The 13,323-nt window shown below is 58.1% G+C and carries 10 protein-coding genes; 1 reads left to right on the top strand and 9 read right to left on the bottom strand.

Annotated elements, in window-relative coordinates; all coding sequences use genetic code 11:
- Window positions 1-95 precede the first annotated feature (95 nt).
- From IIY41_RS13110 to IIY41_RS13145, 8 genes are all read right to left on the bottom strand, one after another.
- The gene (locus IIY41_RS13110) at window positions 96-1,400 is read right to left on the bottom strand and encodes an FAD-dependent oxidoreductase (protein ID WP_009325224.1); all 1,305 of its coding nucleotides are present in this window, start codon (window positions 1,398-1,400) and stop codon (window positions 96-98) included.
- Window positions 1,401-1,471: 71 nt separating this feature from the next.
- A complete protein-coding gene (locus IIY41_RS13115; protein WP_009325225.1) occupies window positions 1,472-2,767 on the bottom strand; it encodes an FAD-dependent oxidoreductase in 1,296 nt (431 codons plus the stop codon).
- 171 nt (window positions 2,768-2,938) lie between these two features.
- On the bottom strand, window positions 2,939-3,850 hold the full coding sequence (locus IIY41_RS13120) for an AraC family transcriptional regulator (RefSeq protein WP_009325226.1): 912 nt from the start codon (window positions 3,848-3,850) through the stop codon (window positions 2,939-2,941).
- Between the two features lie 6 nt (window positions 3,851-3,856).
- Entirely contained in the window at window positions 3,857-4,747 is an 891-nt protein-coding gene (locus tag IIY41_RS13125; protein ID WP_009325227.1) for a carbohydrate ABC transporter permease, read from the bottom strand.
- A 14-nt stretch (window positions 4,748-4,761) separates the two neighbouring features.
- A complete protein-coding gene (locus tag IIY41_RS13130; protein WP_205457372.1) occupies window positions 4,762-5,682 on the bottom strand; it encodes a carbohydrate ABC transporter permease in 921 nt (306 codons plus the stop codon).
- A gap of 129 nt (window positions 5,683-5,811) precedes the next feature.
- A complete protein-coding gene (locus tag IIY41_RS13135; RefSeq protein WP_050004757.1) occupies window positions 5,812-7,149 on the bottom strand; it encodes an ABC transporter substrate-binding protein in 1,338 nt (445 codons plus the stop codon).
- A gap of 281 nt (window positions 7,150-7,430) precedes the next feature.
- On the bottom strand, window positions 7,431-8,699 hold the full coding sequence (locus IIY41_RS13140) for a Gfo/Idh/MocA family protein (protein ID WP_117461029.1): 1,269 nt from the start codon (window positions 8,697-8,699) through the stop codon (window positions 7,431-7,433).
- Between the two features lie 70 nt (window positions 8,700-8,769).
- Window positions 8,770-10,650: a beta-N-acetylhexosaminidase gene (locus IIY41_RS13145; protein WP_205457373.1), complete on the bottom strand. Its 1,881-nt coding sequence runs from the start codon at window positions 10,648-10,650 to the stop codon at window positions 8,770-8,772.
- A 323-nt stretch (window positions 10,651-10,973) separates the two neighbouring features.
- Between IIY41_RS13145 and IIY41_RS13150 the strand changes: the two genes are divergently transcribed.
- Entirely contained in the window at window positions 10,974-12,125 is a 1,152-nt protein-coding gene (locus IIY41_RS13150) for a Gfo/Idh/MocA family protein (protein WP_050004760.1), read from the top strand.
- A 202-nt stretch (window positions 12,126-12,327) separates the two neighbouring features.
- Here IIY41_RS13150 and IIY41_RS13155 read toward each other — a convergent pair whose 3' ends face one another.
- The gene (locus tag IIY41_RS13155) at window positions 12,328-12,894 is read right to left on the bottom strand and encodes a 6-carboxytetrahydropterin synthase (RefSeq protein ID WP_050004761.1); all 567 of its coding nucleotides are present in this window, start codon (window positions 12,892-12,894) and stop codon (window positions 12,328-12,330) included.
- Window positions 12,895-13,323: the final 429 nt, after the last annotated feature.

Here is a 13,323-nt window from a genome sequence, read left to right on the forward strand (position 1 = left end):
CACGCAAAAGCCTCCCGGCGGGAGGCTTTTGCATTATTCATTAAAGAAAGCAGGCGGCAGCTGAAAATGCTACCGCCCGTTTTTTCATACCGTCATTATTTGCTGTACAAATCTACTCCTTTTGATTCCAGCGCCGCCTGAAGTTTTTTCACATCCAGAGTGCGGGGCGTACAGCCTTCCCGAACACACAGTGCCGCCGCCATCCCCACAGCCTCGCCCATCGCCATGCAAATTGACATCACCCGGTAAGATGCATGCGCCCGGTGTGTGCCCGAAATGCACCGTCCTGCAGTGAGCAGATTCTCCACCTTGAGCGGCACAAAACAGCGGTAAGGCAAGTCGTAGGGCATTACATACTGTATCCTTTCCTCCGCCTGGCCCGCTCCTTCCGGATTATGGATATCCACGATGAACTCGGCCTTGTGTACCGCCACATCAGAAAAGCGCTTTCCCGCCGCCAATTCTTCCGCAGTAACAGTATACTCCCCCATCACACGGCGTGTTTCCCGCACGCCCAGCGTAGCGCCGCTGGCAATGCACCTGCATTTTTCATACCCGGGCAGATTCTCCCGAAAGAAATGCACCAGTATGTCGATTTGGCGGCGCAGCTCCAGCTCCGAGGAATAAAGCGCACGCACGCAAGTAGCGTCTATGCCGTTGCGCTGTGTCGTGTTCACCTGCCGCTGTCCGGGATGCGTGGTACGGTGCAGCCGCACAGCCGCCAGCTGCTCCGGCAGCAGCCCCTGCCGCGCGCAGCGCGCACAGTAATCAAGAAACCGCTCACCGTTCAGCTCCACATCGTCTACGTCGCCAATACATGCCACAGCCCGGCTCTCGTCCACACCATCCAGTGTAAATTCCAGAGTCACCGGCTGCATCAGTCCATCGGCGCGCCCCTTTTCCACAGGAGCGCCCGCAAACCAGGCCACGTCGCCATCCCCGGTGGCGTCTATCACGATTTTCCCCTCCATGGCGCGCAGCCCTTCCTTGGTTGCCACCAGCAGCCCTTCCAGAGAGGCGCCAGCCATAAGCGCGTCCACGACGGGCGTCTGCAGAAATACATCAAGATTCTCACATGAAACAAATTCGGCCAGAACCCGTTTGGCCTGTTCCATATCGTGGGCGACGCCCACCTCTCCGATCATATCATTCTCCGGTACCCCCAGCAAGGCCATCAGCTCATCCCGCATGGTCCCACTGCCGACCATACCCAATATCGGCCCGACATAACCGGCCGTCAGATTTCCTCCCAATACTCCGTAACGTTCCACCAGCGCCACGCGCGCCCCGCTGCGGGCCGCTGCCACCGCCGCACATATCCCCGCCGGGCCTGCCCCTGCTACCACGACCTCATAAGAGCCCAGCACCGGTACGTTTTTTTTGTAGTCGACTGTCGTCATCCTCTTCCCTCATTTCCTATGCCCATGCAATCTATTCGCCTGCTTTGCTTTTTGAAAGCCCTGATGCTACTTTAAATCAGCGCACCCCATTTGCGCAGCATGGCCTGCAGCGTGTGCACATCGGCTTTGTGCACGCTCGTGCCCGCACAGGCACACTGGGCGGCGGCACAGCCCGCCGCCTGGCCCAGCCCCATCACCGAGGCCTGCACCCGCACCGAGGCTGAAGCCACCTGGTCGGCTGAAAAACAACGCCCCGCCACCAGCAGATTGTCGAAGCCCGGGACGATCAGGGAACGATAAGGGATATAGGCCGCGTTCTTTAGAAACTGGCACTTCTGCGTCGTGTCACCGGCGGTATGGATGTCAATGGGATGCGCTCCCCGGCTTACGGCGTCTTCAAAATGTACGGCATTCAAATATTCTTCTCCGGTGAGAACATGTTCGCCTTTTATATGCCGGGTCTCGCGCACGCCCGTTTGCGCGGCGGTAAACAGCAGTTCTGCGTTTTTGAATTCCGGAAAATATTTCTTCAGCAACGCTACAAAAGCGTGTACGTCCTCCCTCAGCCTGCATTCGGCACGGGTCGCCTGGGCAGGGTCCAGCATATCCGCGGGCGTCCTGGTCATGTTCACCATTACTCTGCCGTCGCGGTGAATACTGCAAAACCAAGGGCCGCCGAATACTGGAACATCCTCCGTCTCAGCCAATTCACGCAGCTTTGTCTGGACGCGCAGATTGTGATAATTGAGCCCCTGCTTTTCATGATGGATCAGCTCCAGAGCGTCCGTATCCACGCCGCCGATACAAAAGCACAGGGAAGGCGGCTGAAGCGGCATTGTATTTTCCTGCATCGGCACACCCGCCATAGCGCAGAGATCGCCGTCTCCGGTGCTGTCGATCACATATTTTGCCTCCAGCGCCCTGGGACCGCTTTTGGTGTCCAAAATCACATGCGTTATCCTGCTGTCCTCCCGGACGCAGCCTGTGAGCACTGCGTGAAAATGCAAATCAACGCCGCTCTCCAGCAGCATCCGCTGCGCGATCAATTTATAGCATTCCGGATCATGGGAAATATTCCCCAACGGATGCTCTACCTCCGCTCCGTCGGCTTCCACCATACGCTGTACGAATTCCCAGGGAATCCCCCCGCATACCAGCTGTCCGTTGTAGGTGAATACGCTGATCGGCACTACAAGGGCCGCCGTAGCCATACCGCCCACAAACCCATAGCGCTCTACCAACGCGGTACGGGCGCCTGCGCGCGCAGCGGCTACCGCTGCGACCCAGCCACCGGGGCCTCCCCCGCACACTACAACGTCATAGCTTCCCATCACAGGGACACTGCGCGTCTGCACGATCTGTTCCATCTCCGCATCACTCCTTTTTTGTTCTGTTTTCATCATACTCTCCGGTGATTGCAGCAGGCAAGAATCTGGACCTATCTTTGAAAAAAAGCGACAGAATCATAACAAAGCAACATAAATGACCGCGCCCGGCCGTTGTTACGGCCGGGCGCGGTTTAGTTTTGTTTTCTGCCGCTACGGCAGGCTCACGTCCTGCGAGCTTTTCAGATACTCGCGCAGCGTGTGCCCTGTCTCGCGCTTGTAAAACTTGGAAAAATAGTGGATGGAGCTGAAGTTGAACAGATCCGCCAGTTCGGTGAAATTTTTGTCCATTTGACGGATGTGATACTCGATACGCCCCACCACGCTTTTGCGATAGTACTGCATCACACTGTATCCCGTCACCTCACGGAACAGTTTTTTCAGCTGCGTCTCGCTCAGGTTGAAATGGCTGGCAACGTCCACAAAGGTAATGTTGTTGTAGATGTTCTGATCCAGAAAGGTGACGACCTGGCGTACGATCTGATACTCCATCCCCAGAGACTGCATGGGCAGCGACTGCACCTGTGCCGGGCATTCCTGCTGCTTGCGGTAAAGCGAGATCAGCAGCTGCTCCAGCAGATTGCGTATCATCTGCTTTGCGCCGGGCAGATGCTCCGGTTCATGCGGCGCATCCTTCCGGTAAACCAGATTTTTGCCGAAGGGCTTATCGTATACCTGTTTTCCTTCCTCGATCATCTCCCGGAACAGATGGCGCTCGTGCATGCTCAGGGTAAAAATATGGTCCCTGAACTGCTCCAGCATCTCCAGCTCGCCATTGAAGGATACCACAAAGATATCGCAGTCCGCGCCATCCTCAGCGTCCGGCGCGCCGTCCGTTCGGAAGTTGTGGAAAACATTGGGATGGTGAAAAATGATCTGCCCTTTTTCCAGCGTATAGGGCTCGGTGCCGTTGATGCCGCTGGCACGCCCCTTGTCCACATAAATAATTTCCCAGAAATCATGGCTTTCTCCCGCAAAGCGGTAACCGCTTTCATGGTGAAAATAATACAGCGTATAAAGCTCTTTCACGCTGAGCACTGGCTCGACAGGTACCGGCTTGAGCATCGTTCCTCATCCTTTGACTGCGCCGGCCGTTGCGCCGGACATGATCTGCTTGGACAGCAGCACATAAATGATCACCGTGGGCACGAATACGATCACCACACCCGCGAACAGGCCCTGATAATTGCCTGTCGTCTGCATACTGGTCACCAGCGTCTGCAGTGCCACGGCCAACGTGCGGTTGGCCTGCTTGCCGGAGAACACCAGTGCCCAGATATATTCATTCCAGTATCCGATGAAATTGAAGATGGTGATGGTCACGATCCCCGGCTTTGCCAGCGGAAGGATAAGCCTGTAAAACGAGGTGATATGGCTGCACCCGTCAATGAGGCCGGATTCAAACACCGTCATGGGCACCGTGGCGAAAAAGCCCATCAGATACACCGTTGTCGCGGCAATGCCCGTGCACAGGTAGACCAGGATGAGCGTGCCGCGGAAATTGTGCAGGTTCGCCCGAACCAGCATCATGTACAGCGGCGCCAGGATCATTACGCCCGGCAGGCCCAGCGCAACGGAGAACAGTGTCTGGAACAGGCGGCGGCCGCGGAACACGAACTTCGTCATCACGAAAGCCGCGGGCGCGCAGAAGACAATGAGCCCCGCACAGGCGCAGACCGTGTACAGCACGCTGTTGAGGAAATAATCCATGATGTGATACCGTTCCATCACCACTTCATAGCCGCTCAGGTCCAGCCCGGCGGCCAGCAGGTCGTTTTGGAAGATGTCCCGGGTGGGCGTGAAGGACGCCAGCACCACCCAGCCGATGAGTGCGACCGTGAAGGCGCACCAGCACAGGATAAGAGCCTTGCCCAGAACGTGCACTGCCTTTCCCGCCCAGCCGCTGACGCGGCCTGCGGGAGGGCTTTTCTGCCGCAGGCAGAAAGACGGATATTTTTGCATAGGGGCCGTCCTCCTTACATCTCGTATTTTTCCTTCGGGAAGATCAGATTGATGAGCGCCATCGCCGCGACGGTAATCAGGCACAGCATCACGCCGATGGCCGCGCCCATGCCCACGTTCGTGCCCGACGCCACCGCATTCGAGCTGATGGACGTACCGAAGATCTGGTCGTACATATAGCTGGCGGGCGTGATGGTCGTGGGGTCCGACGGGACCACGCTGAACACGCGGGACCACAGAAAGAAGCCGATGCAGCCGATGGTCCAGAAGGTGAACTGCGTTTTGACATTGTCCGCGATGAGCGGCAGGGTGATGCGGAAAAAAATCTTTCCTTCCGTCGCGCCGTCCATAAACGCCGCCTCGAACAGGTCGTCCGGGATCTTTTTCATGGCGGCCATGTACACCAGCAGGTTGCCGCCGATGCTGCAAAAGCAGAAAGCGATGAGCATGGACCAGAACGCGTATTGAGTGCTTGTCCATGGTATGGCCGCAAGGCCGTCCAGGCCCAGCGCCTCGAACACCGTTTTGAGCAGGCCGTACCGGCTGTTGTACGCATACTGCGTCCACACCGTGATCATGGCCACGGGCGTGATGACCGTGGGCAGATAGATAAGGTTGCGCCACAGGTTGCCCATGAACATGCCCTTGTGCAGTACCCAGGCAAAAAACAGCGAGATCAGAAATACCGCCGCGCCTCCCGCCAGGAAGATCAGCATCATATTCTTGAACGATACCCGGAACAGCTGACGGCTGAACAGGTCTACATAATTATAAAGCCCTACGAATTCCCAGGTATCCCGCGCGGCGCTGATATCCGACACCTCAAAAAACGACATCTGAACCGTGCGCAGCACGGGATACAGATAAGCGATTAAAAATGCGATCACCACGGGCGAAAGGAACGCCAGATACATTCTGCGCAGCCCTTTTTTCACCGCTGCCCCTCCTTGTTGCTTTGCCGGGAAGCCTGCCCCCTGGCTGTATCATTTGAAAAAGCGGATGCCGGCGCGCATTTGTGCGCGGCCGGCATCCCTATCCTGTTTCCTTGTTTTATCCGGCCGGCGTCAATATTTGGAAGCTTCGCCCGTCAGGGTGGATACCGCCTTGTCGGCCGTCGTCTGCTGGGTGAGCACCTTGTTCATCTCCATTGTAAACACTGCGCTCACAAACTCGCTGGAAAGGTCGCAGTTCAGGCTGGCCACCTTGTCCGCAGCAGCGATCACATCCGTGCATTCGGCACGGGCGCCGGGCCACTCGGAGCCGACGGTCGCCGGAGCGCCGCCCTGCTCGGCCAGATAGTCCTGCACTTCCTTGGACGCCACATAGCGCAGGAACTCCTTCGCCGCCTCGGGGTTCGGGGAGCCGCTGTATACGGCCAGGGGAACACCTCCGACGGAAACGTAGCCGCTGCCCTCAGCTCCGTCTTCCACCTGCGGGAACGCGAAGAACCCCCAGGGGAAGTCCTCGCCCGCCGTGTCGGCCACCTCGGAAGGCATCCAGCTGGCGTTCAGGTACATGGCCGCCTCGCCCAGCGCGAATTCCTGCTGGCCGGCGGGATACTTATTGGTGGCTGTCTGCGGGGACATAAACGGCGACAGCGTCTCCATGGCGGCAAACGCCTGCTTCACTTCCTCGGACTGCCACGCCGGGTCGGACGCGCTGGCACTCATGGCTGCGATGGTATCGCTGCCCACCAGGCGGGCCAGATAGTTGTTGGGGATCAGCGTCATGTATGCGTCATCACAGGTGACGGCATTGATGCCCGCGTCCTTCAGCTTCTGGCATGCTTCCATGAATTCCGTCCAGGTCTCGGGCGTTTCGGTGATGCCCGCCTGCTGGAACAGATCCTTGTTGTAGAAGAAGCCCACCACCCAGGGGAACATCTGCACGCCGTAGTATTTGTCCGTCTCCAGCCCGGCCTTTTCCTGTCCCTGGGCGTTGGCGAGATTCAGCACCGGCAGAATGCTCTCGGCCACGGTCATATCCTCCTGGCCGAGGGCCGGCTCGTTCATCATGTCCGTGATGTCAAGATAACGGTCCGTGCTCTTATCATACGAAAAATTGTCCAGGATGTCCAGCTGCTCGCCGCCCTCCAGCGCCGGGCCGGTGATGTCCTGGTTGGAACGGCCGATCCACTGGATCTCCACCTCGCAGTCGGGGTAGTCCTCCATGAACATATCAGCGGCCTTTTGGATGGCCATTGCCTCGGGCTCTCCCTCGTTGTACATGGACCAGTACACGACCTTGCCCGAAAGCTGCTTGCCGGTGGCAGAGCCGCCTGTGGAAGCAGAGCCGCTGGCGGAGCCGGCGGCCGGCGCTGAAGAAGAAGCTGCGCCCGAGCATCCGGCGAACACAGCCAGTGCCATCGTCAGCGCAAGACAGAGTGCCAATATTTTTTTCATTTGCGTTTTCCTCCTAAAAGATCCTTTGGAAAAGGCTGCGTCGCCCTTCCTGTTCTGCACTTTCAGTATAACAAGGACGCCGCGCAATGTATTTGTCTTTTTCGGCGCTTGTTTTACTGTTTTCCGGCACCATCAAAAAATATTATCATATTTTTGCAGCAAAATGAACAAAGAAATTTAAATCATTTGCAAAACAGAGTCCTTTTTTATTCATTCTGTTTTCAATATTGAAGCATCAAAAAACGATCTCCTTAACAAAAAAGACAAATTCCGAACTATGCTCACAGCTCCACGGGCAGGCTGCGGCCATGTTCCAGGCGGGAGCGCTCGGCCAGAAGCGCCACCAGATGGCTTTCGATGGAGTGTTCCACAGAAGAGAGCATCTCGTCGTCCCGCCCGCTGGCCAGCAGTTCTACAAACTGTTTCACCATAACGGCGTCTCCTCCGCCATGCCCGGCCATGGAACCGTCCGTTACATTCAGGTCCATTTCTTCGCTGTGGCCGAAGAAGTCGTGCCACACCAGGTGGGAGAGATCCATATTTCCCTCCACACAGCCGTGGGTACCCATCACCTTGATGGTGCGGTAGCACCGTTCGGTGAACGCGGACATGGTAAAATTGATGGTGGTGCCGCCGTCCAGCTCGATATTTACCACCTGGTGGTCCACAACGTCGTTGTCGCAGTGATAAACACAGCGGCCGTAGGGGCCGGTGCGCAGCGCCTGCTCGATGTTCTCGGGTGTGGGGTGAGGGTCCAGCACGTTAATGGGCCAGTGCACGCGCCCCGCGCGTACGCTGGTGCGGCCGCTCTCCAGATAATACCGCACCGCGTCGTAGGGACAGCCGGCGCGCACAGCGCAGTCCATGCAGCGCTGCGCCGCGCCCGCGGGGGCTTTTTCCGCACGGAACAGATAATTGTTGCCGTAAGAGCTTACATAGCGCGCCCGCTTGCCCGTAAGCCAGATGAGAATGTCCATATCGTGGCAGCACTTTGCCAGGATCATCGGGCTGGATTCGTCCGCTCGGCGCCAGTTGCCGCGCACATAGCTGTGCGCCTGATGCCAGTAGCCCACCTGTTCCATGGCCTGGATGGTTACCACCTCGCCGATGCGGCCGTCCTCGATGATCCGCTTGATGGCATTGTAAAAAGGCGTATAGCGCAGCACATGGCACACCACCACATGGCGCTGATACCTCCGCGCCAAACGCAGTACCTTCAGGCAGCCCTCAATGTCCACCGCCACTGGTTTTTCCAGCAGCAAATGGTACCCCCCTTTCAGCGCGGCCTCCGCATGGACGACATGCTGCCGGTCCTGCGTGGCGATGACCGCCGCGTCCGCCAGCTGCGGCTGCGCAAACAGTTCCTCCGCCGTTGCGAAACAGCGCTCCGCCGGGATGTTCCACTCCCTTTGCGCCAGCTCCAGCCGCTCGGGACGCGGGTCCGCCACTGCAGCGATCTCCACCTCATCCGGGTGCTCCATGGCATAGTTGCCGTAAATGTCGTGGCCGCGGCCGCCCAGGCCTGCGATGACCATCGTGATTCTTTTCATTGCATAACCATCCCTTTCCCTTTTCCCCGTTCCGGCTCTTTCGCGGGCCGCGGCGCGGGGGCGCCTGTTCTCAAAAGCATTTGGATGCGCTTGCGATCTCGCGCCAGAAATACACGCCGTGCAGGCGGCTGGTGCCGGGCGTGCGCAGCAGGAGCAGCCGCCCCTCCTCCAGCTCCTCCAGGCGCTGCACGCTGCCTGCGCACCAGTCTTCCGTTCGAGCGGCGGCCGCTTCCAGGCGGGCCTGTACGCCGGCCAGCCGCAGCTCCAGCACTTCAAACCCCTGCGGACGGCATTCCGCCATCCACAGCTGCCGCCAGCATGTGCGCAGCGCTCCGCAGTCCTCTGCGGCCTGCCGCGCCTGTCCGGCCAGCGATGCCAGCCGGGCGCGGTCCTGCTTTTGGTAAGCGCGGTACAGCCCAAGGCCCAATTCCGCCTTGTTTTTCAGCACGCGGGCCAGCAGCTCATAAAAACGGTACAGCAGCGTCCACTGGCCGCCCTCCTGCGCATACGCGGCAAACTCCGCCTCCAGCGAGGCGTAGTGCTGCGCAAAGCCCAGCCCTTCGATATCCAAATCGTACAGGCCCAAAAGCGGGTCTTGATACAGCAGAAATTTTGCGGCATTGGGCAGATCGCTTTCAGCGTCCAGAAGCGGCGTTTTGTTGAACGCGCTGATGCGCGCCAGCGCCCGCCCGTCCGCGCCCGTGCAGGCGGCGAGCCTGCGGCAGATGTGCCCGCGGTCCATCCCGCCGGTATAGCAGAACTCCGCCCAGGCCTGCAGGCCCAGCAGCATCGCCTGAGGGCTCGTCTCTCCGCCGTCGTCGCCCCATGTGGTGATCATCACATCCGTCACGCCGTTTCCGAGGCAGGCACGCAGCGCGGGCTCCGCTTTTTTGAAAAACACGTCATAGTCAACGGCCGGGCCCAGCCACGTCCACATACCGCCCGCAAACCGCAGCGGCGCGGCAAATTTCTGGTGCAGGCGGATGTATCTGTCGTAGAACGCCTCGTCGTCGTGGTAATAATCCCAATATACCAGCGTCATGTCCGCGGGCGCGGCGTCTATTACCGTCTGGGGGATCTCGATGTCGTCCTCGTAGTAATCATCGTTGGGGCTGGCGCAGCGGAAATACATGTCGCTCCACATCATTGGCTCAAAGCCGTGCTTTCGGGCCAGCGCGCCCACGCGCTCCACATGGCGCAGCATAATGTCAAAGCTCTCGTGATAGCCGTTCTTTTTCAAGTACCCGCCCAAGCCCAGATTCATGGCTTCGTCCATGCCCAGGTGTATTTTTTTCGTGCGGTAGCATGCGCGGCACCGGCGCAGCATGGCCTCGATCAGCCGGTAGGTTTCCTCGTCCCCGGCCAGCAGCACATCCGGCGTATCCCGCAGAGGCGCGCTGCTTTCCCAATGCAGAAAACGTTCCAGATGCCCCAGCGTCTGGATGCAGGGGATCAGTTCGATGCCCAGCGCCGCCGCCCAACCGTCCAGCGCACGCAGATCCTCGGCGCCGTACCTTCCCCGCTGGTAGCCGAAAAACGGATATTCCGGCAGCGCATAGGTATCCTCCGTATATAAGTAAGCCTCGTTGTAGCCCATCAGCGCCATGCGGCACAGCATCCGCTTGAGCGCATCCACCGTCATCACTGCATTACGGGAAAGGTCAAAACTGGCGCCCAGGCCGCGGAACACCGGCGCCTCGGTCTGTTCAAAGGGAGCCGTGCCGCCTGCCAGGCGCTCCCGCAGCAGGCCCAGCCCGCGAAAAAACTGCGCTTCGCCCGCACCAGAGAGCTGCGCCCTGCTGCCGTCCCAGGAAATGCCCGGCACACCGGCTTCACTCCAGCGCACAGGTACGCCGTCCCCGGCCAGCTTAAAGCCGCCCAGCACCTCCAGCTCCCGCACACCCGTCTCAAACCGCCGCGCGCTTTCTTCCAGATAGATCCGCACTGCCATGGTCCCTCCTGTCCTGTATTGTTCTTTTTTATCATACCGCAAACCGCAAAAAAAATCAGACGCATTTTTTGTCTTTTCAGACGCATTTCTCGGTTAAAAATCTCCTGTTTTGCTTTTTTGCGCCGTTTTTCGGCAAAAGTACCGCATCAAAAAGCACAATACCGTTTCTCAATTCACGTCCGGCTGCGGCCGCCGTTTTATCTTTTTCGTTCTTTTTTTGCATCTTTGGTCCGTTTGTTTGACTGCGGGCATCCTGCTTTCTATAATAAGTGCAATGCCGTCCGGGCATGCGCGTCAAAAAACACCGGAAAGAAGGAATCACCATGAAAAAAATCGGCTTTATCGGCTACGGCCTGCGCAGCGAGACCATGATGAAAGCATTTACCGGCGCGGGCCTTCCTCTCGCGCCGGCCGCTGTCGCGGACCCGCGCCTGGAAACGCTGCAGCCGCAGCTGGCCCGTGACGGCCGCTTTGCAGACACCCGCTATTACGCGGACGCGGAGGAGATGCTGGACCGTGAGGCGCTGGATGCCGTGTTCATCGGCACCCGGTGCGGCCTGCACGCCCGGTACGCCGCCCTTGTGATGGAACGCGGCCTGCCCCTGTTCCTGGAAAAGCCCGTATGCATCGATGAAGCGCAGTACGCCCGGCTGCTGGCCGCGCCGCCCGCGCAGCGAGGCCGCGTTATGGTCTCTTTCCCGCTGCACGTCACCTGCATCGTACAGGAGATGAAGCGCCTTGTGGACAGCGGCGCGCTGGGTGACGTCGTTTCCGTGCAGGCCGTCAACAATGTGCCTTACGGCGGCGTTTACTATCACAGCTGGTACCGGGACGCCGCCCTCACCGGCGGGCTGTTTCTGCAAAAAAGCACCCACGACATCGACTATATTACTCACATCCTGGGCAAGCGTCCCGTCTCGGTGGCCGCCCTCACCTCCAAAATGTATTTCAAAGGCAACAAGCCTGCGGGGCTGCATTGCCCGGACTGCCCTGAATACCGCACCTGCCCGGAAAGCAGCTTTGTTGTGGAACACCGCCGCAAGGAAGAGCCCTCTGGCGAGCTGTGCTGCTTTGCCAGGGACACCGGAAACGAAGATGTGGGCGCGGCGCTGTTCACCTGCGAAGACGGCACGCTCATTTCATACCATCAGACATTTCTTGTAAAAAACGACGCCGGGCGGCGCGGCGCGCGCTTTATCGGCACAAGAGCCAGCGCGGAGTTTGATTTTTACACAGCACAGCTCCGTGTGGACTATTACGACGAACGCCATACCGCCGTCCATCAATTTCATTATCCGGAAGGACTGGTGCACTTCGGCGGCGACGAGGCGCTGGCCCGCGGCTTTGCGGAAATGCTGGAAGGCGCGCCCAGCCCGCTTGGGCTGGAGCACGGGCTCGCCAGCGCAGCCGCATGTCTTGCAGCGCGGCGCGCGGCGCAGACCCACCGGGAGGAAACCATCGAATACGGCTTCTGAGCGGCGCTTTTCCGCAGCGGAAGCAGGAGCAGAGCAGGCGCTCGGCTCCCGCTCCATACAAAATAGGGTACGGGGATGCTGCATTCAGCCCCCAGCGTCCCGTCTGCTCCGCCGGGCGGCATACACACCCCAAACAGGCAAGCGCCCTATGCTTTTCAGCATAGGGCGCTTGCCTCACTTCAGCCGCGGGCGGCCGGAGGATTTATTGCTTTTTGTATCCGCACTTCGGGCAGACGCCGTTTTCATTCAGCGCAATGCCGCACAGCGGGCAGCGGTCAATTTCATTTTTCGTGTCAAATTCCGCGCTGGCAGCGTTTACGCCGCTGGTAAAAGTGAGCTTCGCAATGTTCAGCTTATCCTTCAGCAGGTCATAAACGATCTTGATCATGCCCTCAACGGTCATGGTCTCCTTAGTGACGACCAAACGGCAGTCCGGATATGCGGTGGCAAGCTCTGTCTTAAACGCCTCGCCCTTCATAACGTTGTTGGGATGTCCGTTTTTGATGCCCTGTTTCTCGTATACGTCAAGGATCGCAGGCAGCAGGGGGTCATCCTCCCGCAGGATCAGCGCGTGGTCAAAGTTTTTCAGAACGTCCCATGCGGTTTTCTGAATTTCATTGCAGGGGAACACCATGTTCACGCCGGCATTCACGCTGTCCTCCACTTCAATGGTCAGAACACCCGTATGGCCGTGCAGGTACTGGGCTTCGCCCTTGAACCCATAAAAGCGGTGTGCATATTGCAGGTCTAATGTTGTAATGCTTCTCATAACTTACTCTCCTTCTTCTTTTTATATTATTTACGGGGGTCTCCGCGCCCGTATGCGCATCTTTTCGCGTGATACCATGTCCTTGCTTCCGCCGCGTCCCAGACGCCTGTATGTATAGGCTCCGGCTGTTCTTTGGGCAGGATGTCTTTTGAGTTTAATTTAATTATATATTAAATAATATTCATTGTCAATAGACAGTTAAAACAATTAGCTCTTTCCCTGAAAGCAGTTTTTATTCCGTCTCCGGCCGACAGAAAAGCTCAAATTGGAACATTCAAAAAATCAGGGCAAAAAAGTTCCAAAAGCAACATTTTAGTACAAGAGAAAAGCAGAGCGAAAGGATATATTGTAAGTAAGGCCGAAAGGCATTTTCAACCGAGAATAATCAAAAAGGGAAAAGCAGTATGAGCATTCTGACAGACATTTCCG

Origin of the sequence: Ruthenibacterium sp. (genome assembly GCF_017421385.1) — a bacterium.
Classification (GTDB): domain Bacteria; phylum Bacillota; class Clostridia; order Oscillospirales; family Ruminococcaceae; genus Ruthenibacterium; species Ruthenibacterium lactatiformans.

Coding starts and splice junctions, on each gene's coding strand:
- IIY41_RS13110 (WP_009325224.1), bottom strand. CDS start 1,400: ATGACGACAGTCGACTACAAAAAAAACGTACCGGTGCTGGGCTCTTAT.
- IIY41_RS13115 (WP_009325225.1), bottom strand. CDS start 2,767: ATGGAACAGATCGTGCAGACGCGCAGTGTCCCTGTGATGGGAAGCTAT.
- IIY41_RS13150 (WP_050004760.1), top strand. CDS start 10,974: ATGAAAAAAATCGGCTTTATCGGCTACGGCCTGCGCAGCGAGACCATG.
- IIY41_RS13135 (WP_050004757.1), bottom strand. CDS start 7,149: ATGAAAAAAATATTGGCACTCTGTCTTGCGCTGACGATGGCACTGGCT.
- IIY41_RS13125 (WP_009325227.1), bottom strand. CDS start 4,747: ATGCAAAAATATCCGTCTTTCTGCCTGCGGCAGAAAAGCCCTCCCGCA.
- IIY41_RS13120 (WP_009325226.1), bottom strand. CDS start 3,850: ATGCTCAAGCCGGTACCTGTCGAGCCAGTGCTCAGCGTGAAAGAGCTT.
- IIY41_RS13145 (WP_205457373.1), bottom strand. CDS start 10,650: ATGGCAGTGCGGATCTATCTGGAAGAAAGCGCGCGGCGGTTTGAGACG.
- IIY41_RS13155 (WP_050004761.1), bottom strand. CDS start 12,894: ATGAGAAGCATTACAACATTAGACCTGCAATATGCACACCGCTTTTAT.
- IIY41_RS13140 (WP_117461029.1), bottom strand. CDS start 8,699: ATGAAAAGAATCACGATGGTCATCGCAGGCCTGGGCGGCCGCGGCCAC.